Source organism: Nocardia harenae NBRC 108248 (assembly GCF_001612885.1).
In the GTDB taxonomy this organism is placed as follows: Bacteria; Actinomycetota; Actinomycetes; order Mycobacteriales; family Mycobacteriaceae; genus Nocardia; species Nocardia harenae.
Window position 1 is genome coordinate 159,372 of the sequence record NZ_BDBH01000006.1, and the last position, 17,496, is coordinate 176,867.

19 protein-coding genes, 1 pseudogene and 1 riboswitch are annotated in these 17,496 nt (G+C 71.8%); of the genes and pseudogenes, 14 read left to right on the forward strand and 6 right to left on the reverse strand.

Annotated elements, in window-relative coordinates:
• Window positions 1-52 precede the first annotated feature (52 nt).
• The 6 genes from NH2_RS15085 to mnhG are packed head-to-tail and all read left to right on the forward strand — an operon-like array spanning window position 53 to window position 5,975.
• Window positions 53-2,875: a Na+/H+ antiporter subunit A gene (locus tag NH2_RS15085; protein ID WP_067653931.1), complete on the forward strand. Its 2,823-nt coding sequence runs from the start codon at window positions 53-55 to the stop codon at window positions 2,873-2,875.
• Entirely contained in the window at window positions 2,872-3,252 is a 381-nt protein-coding gene (locus tag NH2_RS15090; protein ID WP_067653933.1) for a Na(+)/H(+) antiporter subunit C, read from the forward strand. The genes NH2_RS15085 and NH2_RS15090 overlap by 4 nt, the downstream gene beginning before the upstream one ends.
• Window positions 3,249-4,853: a Na+/H+ antiporter subunit D gene (locus NH2_RS15095; protein WP_067653935.1), complete on the forward strand. Its 1,605-nt coding sequence runs from the start codon at window positions 3,249-3,251 to the stop codon at window positions 4,851-4,853. Before NH2_RS15090 ends, NH2_RS15095 begins: the two co-directional genes overlap by 4 nt.
• Window positions 4,850-5,386, forward strand: coding sequence for a Na+/H+ antiporter subunit E (locus NH2_RS15100; RefSeq protein ID WP_067653937.1), 537 nt, complete (start codon window positions 4,850-4,852; stop codon window positions 5,384-5,386). Before NH2_RS15095 ends, NH2_RS15100 begins: the two co-directional genes overlap by 4 nt.
• Window positions 5,383-5,643, forward strand: a complete 261-nt coding sequence (locus tag NH2_RS15105; protein ID WP_067653939.1) for a monovalent cation/H+ antiporter complex subunit F — start codon at window positions 5,383-5,385, stop codon at window positions 5,641-5,643. Before NH2_RS15100 ends, NH2_RS15105 begins: the two co-directional genes overlap by 4 nt.
• Window positions 5,640-5,975 carry a monovalent cation/H(+) antiporter subunit G gene (gene mnhG / locus NH2_RS15110; protein WP_067653941.1) on the forward strand — a complete coding sequence of 112 codons (336 nt, stop codon included), beginning with the start codon at window positions 5,640-5,642 and terminating at the stop codon, window positions 5,973-5,975. The genes NH2_RS15105 and mnhG overlap by 4 nt, the downstream gene beginning before the upstream one ends.
• Before the next feature lie 260 nt (window positions 5,976-6,235).
• On the opposite strand, the gene NH2_RS15115 is transcribed toward mnhG, so the two are convergent.
• The 5 genes from NH2_RS15115 to napA form a co-directional block, all read right to left on the reverse strand.
• Window positions 6,236-7,561 carry a phosphatase PAP2 family protein gene (locus NH2_RS15115; RefSeq protein WP_067653943.1) on the reverse strand — a complete coding sequence of 442 codons (1,326 nt, stop codon included), beginning with the start codon at window positions 7,559-7,561 and terminating at the stop codon, window positions 6,236-6,238.
• Between the two features lie 61 nt (window positions 7,562-7,622).
• Window positions 7,623-8,780 carry a glutamate--cysteine ligase gene (locus NH2_RS15120; RefSeq protein ID WP_067653945.1) on the reverse strand — a complete coding sequence of 386 codons (1,158 nt, stop codon included), beginning with the start codon at window positions 8,778-8,780 and terminating at the stop codon, window positions 7,623-7,625.
• A 10-nt stretch (window positions 8,781-8,790) separates the two neighbouring features.
• The gene (gene sodC / locus NH2_RS15125) at window positions 8,791-9,480 is read right to left on the reverse strand and encodes a superoxide dismutase[Cu-Zn] (protein ID WP_067653947.1); all 690 of its coding nucleotides are present in this window, start codon (window positions 9,478-9,480) and stop codon (window positions 8,791-8,793) included.
• Window positions 9,481-9,569: 89 nt separating this feature from the next.
• On the reverse strand, window positions 9,570-10,154 hold the full coding sequence (locus NH2_RS15130; RefSeq protein WP_067653949.1) for a LytR C-terminal domain-containing protein: 585 nt from the start codon (window positions 10,152-10,154) through the stop codon (window positions 9,570-9,572).
• A gap of 66 nt (window positions 10,155-10,220) precedes the next feature.
• Window positions 10,221-10,544 (reverse strand): nucleoid-associated protein NapA, encoded by a 324-nt coding sequence (gene napA / locus NH2_RS15135; protein WP_067653951.1) that lies wholly within the window; start codon window positions 10,542-10,544, stop codon window positions 10,221-10,223.
• 127 nt (window positions 10,545-10,671) lie between these two features.
• On the opposite strand from napA, the gene NH2_RS15140 reads away from it, so the two are divergent.
• The 8 genes and pseudogenes from NH2_RS15140 to NH2_RS15165 all read left to right on the forward strand — a co-directional run bounded on the left by NH2_RS15140 (window position 10,672) and on the right by NH2_RS15165 (window position 16,926).
• Entirely contained in the window at window positions 10,672-11,259 is a 588-nt protein-coding gene (locus tag NH2_RS15140; RefSeq protein WP_067653958.1) for a peptide deformylase, read from the forward strand.
• Window positions 11,259-12,245: an N-acetylglutamate synthase, CG3035 family gene (locus NH2_RS15145; protein WP_067653960.1), complete on the forward strand. Its 987-nt coding sequence runs from the start codon at window positions 11,259-11,261 to the stop codon at window positions 12,243-12,245. The genes NH2_RS15140 and NH2_RS15145 overlap by 1 nt, the downstream gene beginning before the upstream one ends.
• 10 nt (window positions 12,246-12,255) lie before the next feature.
• Window positions 12,256-13,071, forward strand: coding sequence for an exodeoxyribonuclease III (locus NH2_RS15150; RefSeq protein WP_067653963.1), 816 nt, complete (start codon window positions 12,256-12,258; stop codon window positions 13,069-13,071).
• A gap of 91 nt (window positions 13,072-13,162) precedes the next feature.
• Complete coding sequence (locus NH2_RS15155) at window positions 13,163-13,789, forward strand: TetR/AcrR family transcriptional regulator (protein ID WP_084505563.1); 627 nt, start codon at window positions 13,163-13,165, stop codon at window positions 13,787-13,789.
• 28 nt (window positions 13,790-13,817) lie between these two features.
• Window positions 13,818-13,926, forward strand: a riboswitch (TPP riboswitch).
• Window positions 13,919-15,541 carry a phosphomethylpyrimidine synthase ThiC gene (gene thiC, locus NH2_RS15160; protein ID WP_067654175.1) on the forward strand — a complete coding sequence of 541 codons (1,623 nt, stop codon included), beginning with the start codon at window positions 13,919-13,921 and terminating at the stop codon, window positions 15,539-15,541. (Overlaps the previous riboswitch by 8 nt.)
• A 259-nt stretch (window positions 15,542-15,800) precedes the next feature.
• Window positions 15,801-15,947, forward strand: a pseudogene (locus NH2_RS30190) (TetR family transcriptional regulator); the annotation flags it as partial.
• 41 nt (window positions 15,948-15,988) lie between these two features.
• Window positions 15,989-16,135, forward strand: a complete 147-nt coding sequence (locus NH2_RS29515; protein WP_218021710.1) for a hypothetical protein — start codon at window positions 15,989-15,991, stop codon at window positions 16,133-16,135.
• Entirely contained in the window at window positions 16,132-16,926 is a 795-nt protein-coding gene (locus NH2_RS15165; RefSeq protein WP_067653967.1) for a thioesterase family protein, read from the forward strand. Before NH2_RS29515 ends, NH2_RS15165 begins: the two co-directional genes overlap by 4 nt.
• Window positions 16,927-17,019: 93 nt before the next feature.
• Here the strand turns inward: NH2_RS15165 and NH2_RS15170 are convergent, their stop codons facing one another.
• Window positions 17,020-17,448 carry a VOC family protein gene (locus tag NH2_RS15170; protein ID WP_067654177.1) on the reverse strand — a complete coding sequence of 143 codons (429 nt, stop codon included), beginning with the start codon at window positions 17,446-17,448 and terminating at the stop codon, window positions 17,020-17,022.
• Window positions 17,449-17,496: the final 48 nt, after the last annotated feature.

The following is a 17,496-nucleotide window of genomic DNA, read 5'->3' on the forward strand; positions in this document are numbered from 1 at the left end:
CCCAAGTAGGATCGGTCCGGACGACCGCCCGCCCGAGACGACGGAGCGTAGTTTGCTCGTAATCCTGCTCGCACATGCCCTCGCCGCTGTGGTGGCCCCGCTGTGCGTCCGGATCGCGGGTCGAAAAGCCTTCTATCCGCTCGCGGCGGTCCCGCTCGCCTGCCTCGGCTGGGTGGTGGCCCACTGGGGCACCACCCAGGTGGTGAGCGTGGCGTGGGCCCCCGCGATCGGGATGGACATCGACCTCCGATTCGATTCGCTCGCCGCCGTGATGGCGGTGCTGGTGCTCGGCATCGGCACCCTCATCCTCTGCTACTGCGCCCGCTACTTCGACGACGACGAGCAGCGGCTCGGCGCCTTCGCGGCCCAGCTGGTCGGCTTCTCCGGCGCCATGTTCGGCGTGGTGACCAGCGACAACATGCTGCTGCTCTACGTCTTCTGGGAGATCACGACGGTACTGTCGTTCCTCCTGGTCGGGCACACCGCGGACCGGGCGGCGAGCAGGCGCGCGGCCATCCAGGCGCTGCTGGTGACCGGCGCGGGCGGGCTCACCATGCTCACCGGCATCGTGCTGCTCGGCCACCTCTCTGGCAGCTTCCTGCTCTCCGACCTGCTCGACGGCGGCGCCCCGAGCGGGGTGGCGGCGAGCGTCGCGGTGGGGCTGATCCTGGTCGGCGCGCTGAGCAAGTCGGCCATCGTGCCGCTGCACTTCTGGCTGCCCGGCGCCATGGCCGCCCCCACCCCGGTCAGCGCCTACCTGCACGCGGCCGCCATGGTGAAGGCGGGCGTCTACCTGATCGCGCGGCTCGCGCCCGCCTTCGCCGAGTCGCCGGTCTGGCACCCGCTGGTGCTCACGCTGGGCGCGGTCTCGATGGTGCTGGCGGGCTGGCGCGCGCTGCAGGTGACCGATCTCAAGCTGGTGCTCGCCTTCGGCACCGTGAGCCAGCTCGGCTTCCTGGTGATGCTGGTCGGCATCGGCACCCCGGAGGCCGCGCTGGCCGGTATCGCCATGGTGGTGGCACACGCGCTCTTCAAGGCCTGCCTGTTCATGGTGGTCGGGATCGTCGACCACGGGGCGGGCACCCGCGAGCTGGGCAAACTCTCCGGCCTCGGCCGCCGCGAGCCGGTGCTGCTCGGCGCCGCCGCGCTGGCCGCGCTGAGCATGGCAGGCATCCCGCCGCTGCTCGGCTTCGTCGGCAAGGAGAGCGCGCTGGCCGCGGCGCAGCACGCCGAGGTACTCGCCGGGCCGGTCCGGATCGCGCTGCTCGCGGTCTTCGTGGCCGGCTCCATGCTGACCGTCGCCTACAGCGCCCGGTTCGTCTGGGGCGCCTTCGCCGACAAGGAGGGCGTCGAGCCGCCGAAGCACTGGCACCGCCCCGACTACGCCTTCCTGGCCCCGCCGGTGCTGCTCGCGCTGGCCGGCCTCGGCGCCGGGCTCGCCGCGCCCTGGGTCGACACGCTGCTCGCGCCGTACGCCCGCACGCTGCCGGGCCCGGCCCCGCAGCACCTCGCGCTCTGGCACGGCTTCACGCTCCCGCTGCTGCTCACCGCGGTCGTCATCGCGGGCGGGGTCGCGCTCTTCGCGGTGCAGGGCCGGATCCACGAGTCCGCGCACCCCCGGCTCGGCAATGCCGACCGGGTCTACGACGCGACGCTCAAGCGGATGGACCGGATCTCGCTGCGCATGACCGCCGCCACCCAGCGCGGCTCACTGCCGCTGAACCAGGCCACCATTCTCGGCACCATGACGCTGCTGCCCGCCATCGCGCTGGCCATCGCCGGGCCCAGCCAGTTCCGGATGCGGCTCTGGGACACCCCCATGCAGCTGGTGATCGCACTGATCATGATCTCCTCCGCGCTGGCGGCGACGGTGCTGCGGAACCGTCTCGCCGCGGTGCTCGTGGTCGGCGTCACCGGCTACGGCTGCGGCGTCATCTTCGCGCTGCACGGCGCCCCCGACCTGGCGCTGACCCAGTTCCTGGTGGAGACGCTGCTGCTGGTGGTCTTCGTGCTGGTGCTGCGGGCCTTCCCGGCGGAGCTGGAGGAGAGCAGGCTGGCCGCCTCCAGGGGCAGCAGGGCGGTGCTCGGCATCGCGGTCGGTTCGGTGGTCGCGGTGCTCGGCGCGGTGGCCGTCGCCGCGCGCGCCTCGACGCCGATCTGGCAGCTCATCCCGGAGGCCGCCTACACCCTCGGCGGCGGCAAGAACGCGGTCAATGTGCTGCTCGTCGATATTCGCGCCTGGGACACCATGGGCGAGATCTCGGTGCTGGTCGTGGCCGCAACCGGGGTGGCCTCGCTGGTCTTCCGGGTGCGCCGGTTCGGCAGCGCGCCGCGCGCCGCGGACGCCCCGAACTACGACCCGGACCGGGTGGGCTGGCTCTCCGCGGGCAGGCTCATCTCCCGGGAGAACCGCTCGATGATCCTGCAGATCGCCACCAGGCTGGTCTTCCCGACCATCATGGTGCTCTCGGTGTACTTCTTCTTCTCCGGGCACAACGCACCCGGCGGCGGCTTCGCGGGCGGGCTCACCGCCGGGCTCGCGCTCACCCTGCGCTACCTCGCGGGCGGGCGCTACGAGCTGGGCGAGGCGCTTCCGGTGGACGCCGGGCACCTGCTCGGCGCCGGGCTCACCCTCGCGGCGGGCACCGCGGCGGCCTCGCTGCTGGTCGGGGCGCCGCCGCTCTCCTCGGCGATCGTCGAGCTGACGCTGCCGCTCTTCGGCGAGGTCAAGCTGGTGACGGCGCTCTTCTTCGACCTCGGCGTCTACCTCATCGTGGTCGGGCTGGTGCTCGACGTGCTGCGCTCGCTCGGCGCCCGGCTGGACAGCGAGCTCGACGCCGACCAGCCGGTCGGCGCGAAGGGGGGCGCCGCGTGACCGCCAACCTGACCCTGCTCGTCGTGGTCGGCGCGCTCGTCGCCTGCGGCGTGTACCTGATCCTGGAGCGCTCGGTAACCAAGATGCTGCTCGGGATGATCCTCTTCGGCAATGCGGTGAATCTGCTCATCCTCACCGTCGCAGGCCCGGACGGTGAGCCGCCGCTGCGCAGCGCGCAGGTGGCCGACGCCGACATGGCCGACCCACTGGCCCAGGCCATGGTGCTCACCGCCATCGTGATCACCATGGGGCTCACCGCCTTCGTGCTCGCGCTCGCCTACCGCGCCCGCATGCTCACCACCACCGACGACGTGCCCGACGACGCAGAGGACGCCGATGTGGCGGGGCGGCGCGAGCGAGAGGACCCGGAGGATTGAGCCCAGAATTCGGCGTGCTGGCCCTGCTGGCTCCCCTGCCCGTCCTCATCCCGCTGCTCGCCGCCGCCGTCACGCTGATCTTCGGCCGCAGGCCGCGGCTGCAGAGCCTGGTGACGCTGATCGCGCTGACCGCGGTGGTCGCCGTCTGCGCGGCGCTGCTCTACCTGGCCGACCGCGACGGCACCACCGCCGTCCAGGTGGGCGGCTGGTCCGCACCGATCGGCATCACGCTGGTAGTGGACCGGCTCTCCGCGGTCATGCTGCTGGTCTCCTCGATCGTGCTGCTCGTCGTCTCCGTCTACGGCGCGGGCCAGAACATCAGGGACGGCGACGAGCGCCAGCCGACCTCGATCTACCGCCCCACCTACCTGGTGCTGACCGCGGGCGTCGGCACCACCTTCCTCGCCGGTGACCTGTTCAACCTCTTCGTCGGCTTCGAGATCCTGCTCGCCGCCTCCTTCGTGCTGCTCACCGTTGGCGCGACCGCCGAGCGGGTGCGCGCGGGCGTCGCCTACGTCATGGTCTCCATGCTCAGCTCGCTGATCTTCCTGGTCGGCATCGCGCTGGCCTACGCCGCCACCGGGACGCTGAACCTGGCCCAGCTGGCGCTGCGGATCGGGGCGGCGCCGGAGGGCGTGCGCAATGCGGTGTACGCGGTGCTGCTGGTGGCCTTCGGCATCAAGGCGGCGGTCTTCCCGCTCTCCAACTGGCTGCCCGACTCCTACCCGACCGCGCCCGCGCCGGTGACCGCGGTCTTCGCCGGGCTGCTCACCAAGGTCGGTGTCTACGCCATCATCCGCACGCACGCCCTCTTCTTCCCTGAGCAGGGCTTCGACACGCTGCTGCTGGTCGCGGGGTTGCTGACCATGCTGGTCGGCATCTTCGGCGCCATCGCGCAGAGCGATATCCGGCGGCTGCTCTCCTTCACCCTGGTCAGCCATATCGGCTACATGCTCTTCGGCATCGGGCTCGCCAGCGAGGCGGGGCTCGGCGGGGCGGTGTACTACGTGGCGCACCACATCCTGGTGCAGACCTCGCTCTTCCTGGTCGTCGGGTTGATCGAGCGGCAGGCCGGGTCGGTCTCGCTGCGCAGGCTCGGCGGGCTGGCCGGGGCGAGCCCGCTGCTCGGGCTGCTCTTCCTGATCCCGGCGCTGAACCTGGGCGGGATTCCGCCGTTCTCGGGGTTCATCGGGAAGGTCGCGCTGCTGCAGGCGGGCGCCGCGGACGGCGGCTGGCTGGCCTGGGTGCTGGTGGCGGGTGCGGTGACCACCAGCCTGCTCACGCTGTACGTGGTGGCGCTGGTGTGGAGCAAAGCGTTCTGGCGCCCGCGCTCCGAGGCGCCGGAGGGGCACCTGGCCATGTCCCGCCCCGCGAACCTGGTGGAGGAGACCACCGACGTGCTCTACGACGAACGCACCGACCCCGGCCGGATGCCCGCGCTCATGGTCGCCGCGACGGCGGCGCTGGTCGTGGTCGGCTTCGCCCTGACCGTGCTGGCCGGGCCGGTCCTCGGCATCGCCAACCGGGCCGCCGCCGAGCTGGACAACCCCGGCGTCTACGTGAGCGCGGTGCTCGGCGACGACGCGGAGGCGTACCGGTGAACCGGGAGAACCTGGGCCGGGTCGGCGTGGTGCTCTGGCTCGCGGGCGTCTACACACTGCTCTGGGGCACGCTGACGCTCGGCAACCTGGTCGCCGGGCTGCTGATCGGCATCGTCATCGTGCTGGTGCTCCCGCTGCCGACCATGCCGGTGACCGGGCGGTTCAACCCGATCGCCTTCGCCGAGCTGGTCGCGGTGAGCGCCTACTACGCGCTGCACTCCAGCCTGCAGGTGGCCTGGCTCGGCATCCGGCCCGGGTCGCAGCCGGTCTCCGGGGTGCTGCGGGTGCGGCTCGACATCCGGTCCGAGCTGGTGCTCGCGCTCTGCGTCGACCTGCTCAATCTCATTCCGGGGACCATGGTGCTGGAGATCGACCGAGACCGGCGGGTGGTCTACGTGCACGTGCTGGACGTGGGCAGCGAGGCCGCGGTCGCGCAGTTCTACCGCACCACGCGGCGGCTGGAGCGGCTGCTGATCTCGTCCTTCGAGCGGCGGCCGGAGCCGGAGATCCCCGTCGAGGAGGCGAAGTCATGACCGTCGTTGCCGGTATCGCCGCGGTGCTGCTCTCGATGGCCGCGCTGCTGACGCTGTTCCGGGTGCTCACCGGGCCGAGCACTCTGGACCGGGTGGTGGGGCTCGACTCGCTCACCGCCATCGCGGCGGCCGGGCTCGCGGTCTACGCCGCCTGGAGCAAGGAGACCTCGATGGTGCCCGCCATCGTGGCGCTGGCGCTGGTCGGGTTCCTCGGGTCGGCCGCGGTCTCCCGCTTCCGGGTCAGGGACGACCGGTGAGGGCGCTGGAGTGGGTCTCCGCGATCCTCATCCTCTTCGGCTCCGCGCTGGCGCTCACCGCGGCCATCGCGCTGGTCCGCTTCCGGGACACGCTCGCCCGCATGCACGCGGCGACCAAGCCGCAGGTGGTCGGGCTGGTGCTGGTGCTGCTCGGCGCGGCCATCCAGGTGCGCGGTGATGTGAACGCGTGGATGCTCGTGCTCATGATGCTGTTCGTGCTGCTCACCGCGCCGGTGATCGCGCACCTCATCGGCCGGACCGCGTACCGCGAGCAGCGCTACCGGGACGGATTGCTCCAGGTCAACGAACTCGGCGACGAGGAAGTGGGGTAGTTCCGGCCCGGCCGGAAGCGCGACCGCTCGCGCGGTGGCTAGTGCCGCCGGACGCGAGCCCGGCGGGCGGGGGCGGCGCACCTTAGCTGCCGGCCCGCGCGCGGGGCGCAGATCAGCTGGCGGGCGCGGGTCAGCTCGCGGGCGCGAGTCGGCGCGGGGGCGAGTCAGCGCGGGGGCGAGTCAGCGCGGGCGCGAGTCGGCGCGGGGGCGAGTCAGCGCGGGCGCGGGTCAGCGCGGGCGCGAGTCAGCGGGAGCGCAGGTCAGCGGGCGGGCACGGGGATGGGGGGCTCCGCGGCGACGGGCTTCGGCACCGCGAACCAGGTGGCGTGGAAGCCCGCGGCGACGGCGGCGAGCAGGGCCAGGATCGCGGTGCCCGCGAAGACCGGGTACTCCGCCATCGGGACGGCGAGGAAGCGGTAGGCGAGCAGCAGCGCGACGAGCACGGCGGCGGCGAAGAGCACGAGGCGCCAGCGGAACCAGCCGTAGCCCCGCTCGGGGTCGCGCAGCGCCGACTCGACGGCGAGGCAGAGCACCGCGCCCGCGACCAGGTCGACGCCGTAGTGGTACCCGAAGCCGAGCGTCGCGGTGAGCGTCGCGCAGAGCCAGAAGGTGCCGCCCCAGCGCAGCCAGCGCGGCGCGGGCGAGCCGTCGACGGCCCGGCGGCTGTGCAGGAAGACGGCGAGCGCCCACGCCGTGTGCATGGACGGCATGCAGTTGCGCGGCGTCACCTGGTCGAAGGGGAGCACCCCCGGGCTGCGGTCGATCGGCGGCACGAACTGCGGCCAGTAGTTCCCCGCCTGCAGCCCCGCGCCGTCCGCGCCGAAGGCGAACATCGGCCCGACCACCGGGAAGATCAGGTACACCACCGGGCCGACCAGCCCGAGCACCAGGAAGGTGCGCACCAGATAGTGCCCCGGCCAGCGCCCGGACGCCACCACTCGCCGCAGCTGCCACACCGCGACCACGATCGCGGCCAGCGGCAGCTCGATGTACACCCAGTGCAGCACCCCGTAGCCCACCGGCCCGAGCGCGTCGACCACCCGGCCGAGCACCCAGGACGGGTCGCCGAGCGCGTGATCGGCCAGCAGCACGTACTCGTCGAGCACCCCGGGGTGCGCCAGGATCGTGAGGTGCAGCCAGACGTCGCCGACCTTGGTCGCCAGGATGAGCAGCGCGCCGAGCGCGACCGCCCGCAGCGCGGTCCGGCGCCGCAGCCCGTGCCAGCGCCAGAGCGCGACCGCGGCGATCCCGGTCAAGACCCAGACCGGCCCGTTCCCGACGGTCGGCGGATCACCGGCGAGCAGCCGAGCGCCCGCGCCGAGCAGATCGATGCCGATCGCCGCGCCCGCCGCCACGAACCGGTCCCGCGGCCGCAGCCCGACCAGCGCGAGCACCAGCCCGGCCCACGGCACCGTCATGGACTTGGGGGTCCCGGCGACATCGCGCCACAGGCTGGTCAGCGGCCCCTCGAAGCCCTGCTCCAGCGCCACCGCCTGGAGCCCCGCCAGCAGCAGGGCGACCGCCGCGACGAGCATGATCGGCAGTAGCGCCCGGCGACTTCGCCGGACCGGGTCCTCGACAAGCATCCGCTCATAGTAAACGGCGTGTGAACAACACCGTCCCCGGTGCTTGAACGGAAGGTCTCCGTCAGGGATTCAGCTCACGCACCAGCGAATCCACCACCGCGATCAGATCGCCCTGGCTGGCCGCCGCCACCCGGCGTTGCCGCTGGTAGTTGGCGCCGTCGCGCGGGATCTCGGCGACCGCGCGCAGCTCGTCGGCGCAGCCGAGCGCGGCCGCGGTCGGCTCCAGCCGGTTCAGCAGGTCGTCCAGGTCGTCGGTGACCAGCCGCTCGTTGCTGTCCGCGTCGGTGATCACGATGGCGTCCAGCCCGTACCTGGCCGCGCGCCACTTGTTCTCCTGCACATGCCAGACCGGCAGCGTGGGCAATGTCTCACCGGCCTCGACCCTGGCATCCAGGTCGACGATCAGGCAGTGGATGAACGCGGCGAGCGCGGCGAGCTCCCGGTGCGTGGAGACGCCGTCGCAGATCCGCACCTCGATCGTGCCCCACTTGGGCGCGGGCCGGATATCCCAGTGCATGCCGCCGAGCTGCTCGAAGACCCCGGTCTTGAACTGGTCGTGGACGAAACCCTCGAACTGCGACCACCTCTCGAACTGGAACGGCAGCCCGGCGGTCGGCAGCTGCTGGAACATGAGCGCCCGGTTCGAGGCGTAGCCGGTGTCCGAGCCGGACCACATGGGCGAGGAGGCGGAGAGCGCGAGCAGGTGCGGATACGAGGGCAGCATCGCGTTCAGGATCGGGAAGACCTTCTCCCGGTGCGACACCCCGACGTGCACGTGCACGCCCCAGATCAGCATCTGCCTGCCCCACCACTGGGTGCGCTCGATCAGCTCGTCGTAGTGCTCGGAGCGGGTGAGCTGCTGCGCCGACCACTGCGCGAACGGGTGCGTGCCCGCGCAGAACAGGTCGACCCCGAGCGGGTCGGCGGCCCGGCGCAGCACGTTCATGGTGCCGGTGAGGTCGTCCAGCGCGGCGCCGACCGTGTCGTGTACCCCGGTGACCAGCTCGACGGTATTGCGCAGCAGCTCCTTCGAGAGCTGCGGCGTGCCGTCGTGCGCGCGCACCTCGCCGACCTCGTCGAAGACCGCGGCCGCGGTATTGGAGAGATCGCGGGTCACCTTGTCGACCAGCGCGATCTCCCACTCGATGCCGATGGTCGGCCGGGGCGAACCGTGGAACTCGACGTGCGTTCCGCTGCCCCTGCGATCAGCCCCGGGCATGCCGCTCCCCCTAGTGGATGACGCCGCAGGCGACGCGGCCCCCCGCGTCACCGGTGGCGAGGGTGGCCTCGTCCGGCCCGGCGACGCCGTCCGCGCGCTGGTACCGGTTCGGGATATTGCCGAAATTGTCGGCGTCGGCGTGCACCACGATCGCCTTGTCCTTGATGTCCGCGAGGGTGACGGTGTCGGAGCTGGTGACCAGCGAGGCGCTGCCGTCGCCGCGCACCTGCAGCGAGGTCAGGTCGCCGCTGGCCGGGTGGCTGTTCGCGCTGCCGACCTGCAGGTGCCCGCCCGCGGAGAGGAAGTCGCCCGCCGGGCCGCCGGTCGGGGCGATCGAGTTGGCCTCGCACTTGCCGACCTGGTGGATGTGCAGCCCGTGGAAGCCGGGCCGCAGCCCGCGCGCCTCGACGGTGATCTCCAGGTGGCCGCTGACCTCGGCGAAGCTCACGGTGCCGATGGTCTGCCCCGACGGGTCCTTCAGGTCGGCGGTCGCGCCCGACTCCGCACCGGAGTGCTCGCCGCCGCCGCCGTGCCCGGACTCGCCCGCCGGGGCCGGGGAGGGGGTGAAGACCGGCGGGGTGGTCCCCACCGCATCGGTCGACTCCTGGCTGTTCGAGCAGCCGGCCAGGCCGAACGCCGCGATCGCGAGCACCGGGGTCACAATCCGCCAGGACGGGCGACGGGACGGGGACGAGGCCATCGGAATGACTCCTTCACGGATGTGGACAGGTTCGTACCGTGCACGATCTTGCCAGGCTCCGATGCGGCACGGCCGGGGGCCCTCCGTGCTCAGTTACCCGTCACGATGACGATCACACCCGGCTCGGAGCCGGAGATTCCGGCGAACCGCGGCTCCGCGACCGCGCCGATCTCCGCCGCGATGGCCTCGGCGGCCGCCTGCTCGGCCGGCGAATCCCCGTAGAAGACCGTGGTTTTCGGGAGCGTGCCGCCCGCGTAGTTGCCGGTGGCGACATTGCTCCAGCCATTGGCGCCGAGTTCGCTCGCGGTGCGCCCGGCCAACCCGGCGACCAGGCTGTTGTTCAGCACCCGGACCGGGACCGCGCGGTTCACCGACGGCGGCGCGGGCGGAGGTGGCGGCGGGGCCGCGGTGGTGGTCTCGACCGCGGTCGGGGTCTCCGGCGGCGTCGAGGCGGCGCTGGTCGCCACCGCGCTGGTGGTCGCGCGCGAGGTGGCCGCCGCGGTGGTCGTGGGGGCCGCGGTGCTCGTCTCCGTGCCGGGCGCGTCCGATGCGCTGGAATCGGAGTCCGACAGCGACATCGCACCCAGCCCGGCGAACACGATGGCCAGGGCGATCAACACCATCGCCAGCGCGCGCAGCGGCGGCCCGCCGGAGGTGGGATTCGGGTTGCTCACGCCGTCGACCCTAGTCGTTCCGACCGGCGTTCGAGGCCGCTGCCTGCGACACGCGGCACACCCGGCTCAGACCTGAAAACCGAGGCGCCGCGCGGCCCTTGCCTTCTGCCTGCTCGCGCGGAGCCTGCGCAGCCGCTTCACCAGCATCGGGTCGGCGGCGAGCGCCTCCGGGCGGTCGACGACGGCATTCAGCACCTGGTAGTAGCGGGTGGGGGACATACCGAACAGTTCGCGGATCGCCTCCTCCTTGGCGCCCGCGTACTTCCACCACTGGCGCTCGAAGGCGAGGATCTCCTGATCGCGCCGGGAGAGGCCGCTTCCGTCCTCGATCACCGGCTCGTCGGCATCCTCCGGGGTACCGGATGGATTCCGGGCAGCTGCGCTGTCCATCTCGCTCCCTCGCCGAGTTCCCATCACGTGCTGGTCCGACCGAATCATTGAACCACGGGCCACGGACGGATTCCGGCCGAGCACCCGGCGTGTTCCCTGCCTTCGGCGTAACGGCAATAATTGCCGCATGGCAATCCTCCCGATCGTGATCGTCGGCGACCCGGTGCTGCACAACCCGACCGAAAAGGTCACCGAGGCGCCGGAGGAGCTGGCGCCGCTGATCGCCGACATGTACGAGACCCTGGACGCCGCCAACGGCGTCGGGCTCGCGGCCAACCAGGTGGGGGTGGCCAAGCGGCTCTTCGTCTACGACTGCCCGGACCGGGGCGCCGACGGCAGCACCGTGCGGCGCAGGGGCGCCGTGGTGAACCCGATCCTGGAGACCTCCGCGCTGCCGGAGACCATGCCCGATCCGGACGACGACGACGAGGGCTGCCTCTCCGTCCCCGGCGAGCAGTACCCCACCGGCCGCGCCGACTGGGCCAGGGTCACCGGCACCGACGAGAAGGGCGAGCCGGTCGAGCTGGAGGGGCACGGGTTCTTCGCCCGCATGCTGCAGCACGAGGTCGGCCACCTGGACGGCTTCCTCTACGTGGACGTGCTGATCGGCAGGCACGCCCGCGCCGCCAAGAAGGCGATCAAGCGGAACGGCTGGGGCACACCGGGGTTGAGCTGGCTGCCGGGTACGGTGCCGGACCCGTTCGGGCACGACTGATGAGTATCGAACCGCAGCCGGCGGAGCGGCTTCCCGCCGTCGGCGATCGGGTGGTGATGCGGTACCGGCTGCCGGAGGGGTATCCGCAGCCGCTCACCGATGTGCTCGGCGAGCTGGTCTCGGTGCACCCGCCGACCGTGCGCACCGGCGACGGCGCGCTCGTCGAGGTGGCGCCGGACAAGATCGTCGCGCTGCGGGTGGTCCCGGCGCGGCCCATCCGCACCTCGGAGATCAGGGCACTGGAGCACGCGGGCGCGGCGGGCTGGCCCGGGGTCGAGCAGACCTGGCTGGACGGCTGGCTGCTGCGCGCGGGCCACGGCTACACGCACCGCGCCAATTCCGCGCTGCCGCTCGGCGACGCGAGCGGCCCGGCGATCGTCGGCAAGGACACCCTGTACCGGATCGGCGCCTGGTACACCGAGCACGGCCTGCCGGTGCAGCTCTGCCTGCCGGACCGGCTGGCCGCTACCCCACCCGGCTGGCACACCTGGAACGAGACGGTGGTGCTCGGCATCGATATCGAGACCATGGTGCTGCCGCAGGGGCCGTCCATGGTGCGCATCTCGCCCGCGCCCTCGCAGGCCTGGCTGGAGCTGTACCGGTACCGCGGCGGCATCCCCGACCCGGTCGCCACGCCGCCGCCGCGGCCGGCGCCGGATGTGCTCAATGCCGTGCGGGACGGTTCGCTCGGCTTCGCCGTGCTCGGCGTCCCGCAGCCGATCGCGGTGGCCCGCGCCGCCGTCACCACCGCGCCGGACGGGCGGCGCTGGGCGGGGCTCTCCTGCGTCGCGGTCGCCACCGAGCACCGGCGGCACGGGCTCGGCGCGCTGATCTGCGCGGAGCTGCTGCGCTGGGGGCAGGAGCGCGGGGCTGGGTATGCCTACGTCCAGGTGGCCGCGGACAACCCCGAGGGGCTCGGGCTGTTCCGGGAGATGGGGTTCGTGGAGCACCACCGCTACCGATACGCCGCGCCGCGGCACAGCTGAGAGGGGCCTCGTGCGGCTCGCGACCTGGAACGTCAACTCCATCCGCTCCCGGATCGACCGGGTCATCGATTTCCTGGACCGGCAGGACGTGGACGTCCTCGCCATCCAGGAGACCAAGTGCCGGGACGACCAGTTCCCGTTCGAGCGGTTCGACGCGGCCGGGTACGAGGTGGCGCACCTGGGCGTGAACCAGTGGAACGGCGTGGCCATCGCCTCCCGGATCGGGCTGGCCGACGTCGAGGCGGCCTTTCCCGGGCAGCCGGGGTTCGACCGGGACGCCGGTGCGGCATTGCTCGCGGCGCCCGTTGTGGACCCGCGGGCGCTCGGCGCGACCTGCGGCGGGGTCCGGGTGTGGAGCCTGTACGTGCCGAACGGGCGAGCGCTGGACGACCCGCACTACCGCTACAAGCTGGAGTGGCTCGCGGCGCTGCGGCAGACCGGCGAGCAATGGCTGACCGCCGACCCGGCGGCGAAGATCGCGCTGGCCGGTGACTGGAATATCGCCCCGACCGACGACGACGTCTGGTCGCCGGAGTACTTCGCGAACAAGACGCACACCTCGCAGCCGGAGCGGGACGCCTTCGCCGCCATCGTCGAGACCGGGTACGCCGACGTCATGCGGCCCTTCGCGCCGGGGCCGGGCGTCTACACCTACTGGGACTACACGCAGCTGCGCTTCGCCAGGAAGGAGGGCATGCGGATCGATTTCGTGCTGGCCTCCCCCGCGCTCGCGGCCGGGGTCACCGACGCGGTGGTGGATCGCCAGGAGCGCAAGGGCAAGGGCGCCAGCGACCACGCGCCGGTCATCGCGGAGTTCACCGACTGAGATCAACGCTGGTAGGAGCGTTTTCCGGTAAAACCGTCCATATGGTCTTGTTCCGCCACGTGGCGAGTCCACGCTGCTAGGGTTACCGGCCATGGGTAGTGAGCCGGCCGTCCGGCCGCGGCAGCGGGCACAGCATCTCGGCCCGCAGCGCAGGCGGCCACAGGTGCTCGACACCGCGCTCACCCTCGCGGTCTCCGAGGGGCTCTCCGCCGTCACCATGGCCTCGATCGCCGACCGCATGCGGGTCACCCGCCCGGTGGTGTACGCCTGCTTCGCGGACCGGGTGCAGCTGATCGACGCGCTGCGCAGGCGCGAGGAGAACTACCTGATCCACGACCTGCTTGCCACGCTCCCCACCCGCGACCTCGGCGAGGACGACACCGCGCTGGTCGCCAGCTTCCGCACGCTGCTCGGCCTCACCGCCGCCCGCCCGGAGTCCTGGCGCTTCCTGGCCGAGACCCCGGACCCGGTGATCTCCGAGGAGTTCGGCCGGGGCAGGCGGCTCGCGGTGAGCCGCTGCACCGCCCTGCTGCGCGGCTCCATGGCCGGCTGGGGCACCGCCGGCGCCGAGCGCAAGCTGCCGGTGCTGGTCGACCAGTGGCTGGCCGCGGGCGAGGGGGCGGTGCAGACGCTGATGGCGGGCAATGCCGACTGGACACCGCAGGATCTCGGCGAATTCGTCGGCGGGCAGGTGTTCCGGATGCTGCGGGACGCGTAGCGAGTAGGGTCGGCCGCGCACAACTTCATCGTCGATAAACGGGGGCTCGCACCAGCGGGCTGAGAGGACGGCTAGGGCCGTCGACCGTATGAACCTGACCGGGTAATGCCGGCGTAGGGAGTGACCATCGTGACAGCTGTCGACAGCGTGACCACCGGGCCCATCGAGGGCAGCGCGAAGCACTATCTCGAGGTGGATGAGCTGCGGGTTCCGGTGCGCCGGATTTCGCTCACCAATGGCGAGCACTTCGACGTGTACGACACGTCGGGGCCGTACACCGATCATCGCGCGACCATCGATCTGGAGGCCGGGCTGCCCCCGCTGCGGGACACCTGGGAGAAGCCTGCGGTCGAGGGGCCGCACACCCAATCGGCCCTGGCGCGGGCGGGAATCGTCACCCCGGAGATGCGATTCGTCGCCGCCCGCGAGGGGGTCGAGCCGGAGCTGGTGCGCGCCGAGGTCGCCGCGGGGCGGGCGGTGATTCCGGCCAACCGCCGCCATCCGGAGCTGGAGCCGACCGTGATCGGCAAGAAGTTCCTGGTGAAGATCAATGCCAATATCGGGAACTCGGCGGTCTCCTCGTCCATCGCCGAGGAGGTGGAGAAGATGGTCTGGGCCACCCGCTGGGGCGCCGACACCATCATGGACCTCTCCACCGGGAAGAACATCCACGAGACCCGCGAGTGGATCCTGCGCAATTCGCCGGTCCCGGTCGGCACCGTGCCGATCTACCAGGCGCTGGAGAAGGTGAACGGCGATCCCACCCGATTGAGCTGGGAGCTGTACCGGGACACCGTGATCGAGCAGGCCGAGCAGGGCGTCGACTACATGACCGTGCACGCGGGCGTGCTGCTGCGCTACATCCCGCTCACCGCGAAGCGGGTCACCGGCATCGTCTCCCGGGGTGGCTCGATCATGGCAGCGTGGTGCCTCGCGCACCACCGGGAGTCGTTCCTGTACACGCACTTCGAGGAGCTCTGCGCGATCCTCGCGCGCTACGACGTCACCTTCTCGCTCGGCGACGGGCTGCGCCCCGGCTCCATCGCCGACGCCAACGACGCCGCGCAATTCGCCGAGCTGCGCACCCTCGGCGAGCTCACCGCGATCGCCAATTCCCATGGCGTGCAGGTGATGATCGAGGGGCCGGGCCACGTGCCGATGCACAAGATCGTGGAGAACGTGCGGCTGGAGGAGGAGCTCTGCGCCGAGGCGCCCTTCTACACACTCGGCCCGCTCGCCACCGATATCGCGCCCGCCTACGACCACATCACCTCCGCCATCGGCGCCGCCGTCATCGCCCAGGCCGGGACCGCCATGCTCTGCTACGTCACCCCCAAGGAGCACCTCGGGCTCCCGAACCGCGACGACGTCAAGGTCGGCGTGATCACCTACAAGATCGCCGCGCACAGCGCCGACCTGGCGAAGGGGCACCCGCACGCGCAGCAGCGGGACGACGCGCTCTCGAAGGCGCGCTTCGAATTCCGCTGGCGCGATCAGTTCGCGCTCTCGCTCGATCCCGATACCGCGCGGGAGTACCACGACGAGACCATGCCCGCCGAGCCCGCCAAAACCGCGCACTTCTGCTCCATGTGCGGGCCCAAGTTCTGCTCCATGCGGATCTCCGCCGACGTGCGGGAGTACGCGGAGAAGAACGGCCTCACCGATGTGGAGGCGCTGGAGGCGGGGATGGTCGAGAAGTCGGCGGAGTTCGCCGGGAAGGGTTCGCAGGTGTACCTGCCCGTCGTCTCCTGAGGCGGTTCGGTGCCCGCACCTGCGGAGCGCCGAGGGGCAGCGCGCTCACGGGTTCGAGGACAGCGGGCGCCGAGCACGATCCGTCCAGCGGATCCGACGGTATCGAGCGCGGGCGCGGGATGGCGCCGGCTCCGTACGCCTCGATCATTGCGCCGACGACCATATTCCCCTCCGCCCCCGGGTACCTTTCGAAAATCTCTGCACCGGGTGCAGAGATTTTCGAATCACCCACCCCTCTCCGCCTCGGTAGGTTGAACCCGTGCCCGGACTCCGCGAGCGAACGAAACAGCTGACCAGGCAGTCGATCGCGGAGACGGCGATACGGCTGTTCCTCGACAGCGGCTACGACCGGACTGCGATGACCGCGATCGCGAAGGCCGCTGAGGTGTCGCGGCGAACCCTGTTCGACTACTTCCCGCGCGGCTCGCGGCCGGGCAGATCACCGCGGTGCAGCAGGTCCTGGCCGAGGACAATCGACGGCACCTCGCCGGGGGAATCTCGGCGGCCGATCGCTACCGCGGCGCCCGTGCCGACGCCGAAACGGCATTCACCCTCCTGCGCCACGGCCTGCGCGGGGCAGAATCGGGATCATGACCGACGCCTTCTACCTTCCCGACCCGGACGACGAGCAGCGCTACCACTCGACCGAGCTGACCCGCGGCCCGTGGTCCCCGGACGCGCAGCACGCGGGCCCGCCATCGGCCCTGCTCGGGCATGTGCTGGAGCGGTGCGAGCCGAAGCCGGGGTTCCAGATCGGGCGGGTCGCGGTGGAGATCCTCGGGCCGGTGCCGCTGGCGCCGCTCACCGCGAAGGCGCGGCTGGTGCGACCGGGGCGCAGCGTGGAGCTGCTCGAGGCCACGCTCGAGTCGGAGCGCGGGCCGGTGATGCGGGCCAATGCCTGGCGCTTCAAGCTGGCCGAGCCGGAGCTGGAGCTGCCCGCCGAGATCCTGCCGACCGGCACCCGCCCCGGCCCGGAGCAGGCGCCGGAGCCGGAGCGCTTCCCCTCGACGCAGCCGGTCGGGTTCCACACCGGTATCGAGTACCGGTTCGCGGCCGGTTCGTTCGCGACGCCGGGGCCCGCGGTGTGCTGGATCCGGCTCAGGTACCCGATCGTCGCGGGCAGCACGCCGAGCCCGCTGGAGCGCACCCTGGCCGCCGCCGACTCCGGCAACGGGGTCAGCGCCGTCCTGGACTGGAGCTCCTACCTCTTCATCAACACCGACCTCACCGTCACCCTGCACCGCCAACCGGTGGGCGAATGGGTCTGCCTCGACGCCGTCACCCTCCCCCAGCGCCACGGCATCGGCCTCGCCGAATCCGCCCTCTTCGACGAGAAGGGCCCCCTCGGCCGCAGCACCCAAACCCTCTACCTCGGCCGCCGCTGACGGTCCACCGCGTCCGGCGATACTCGCACCGCCCCGGCGAGTTCGGGGAGTTCGGGGAGTACGCCGCCACCTACCGCTGACCGCCCGCGGCGCCTACGCCCCGCCGCCGCGGGCGGAGATCTGCTGCACCGCCCAACTGTTGCCGTCCGGGTCGTCGAAGAAGAAGAACCCGACATTGTCCAGCGGGTCCGGCACCTCGCGCGGATTCACCCCGACCACCTGAACATCCGAGACCGCGACCCCGCGCTCCACCAGCTCGGCGTGCGCCGCCCTGACATCCGGCACCACCAGCTGCAGCCCCTTGAGCGAGCCGGGCACCATCTCCGGCACCGCCCCGCTGCCGATCACGATCGAGCACCCCGACCCGGGCGGGGTGAGCTGCACGATCCGGATCGCCTCGCCGTCCGGCGCCTGCCCGATGGTGTCGTGGTCGATATCGAACCCGACCCCTTCGGAGTAGAAACGCTTGGCCCGGTCGATATCGGACACCGGGACGACGACGACCTCGAGGGTCCACTTCACCGGCGGCACTCCCTTCACTCGATTGGTGCCGCCGACGGTACTGGAGCA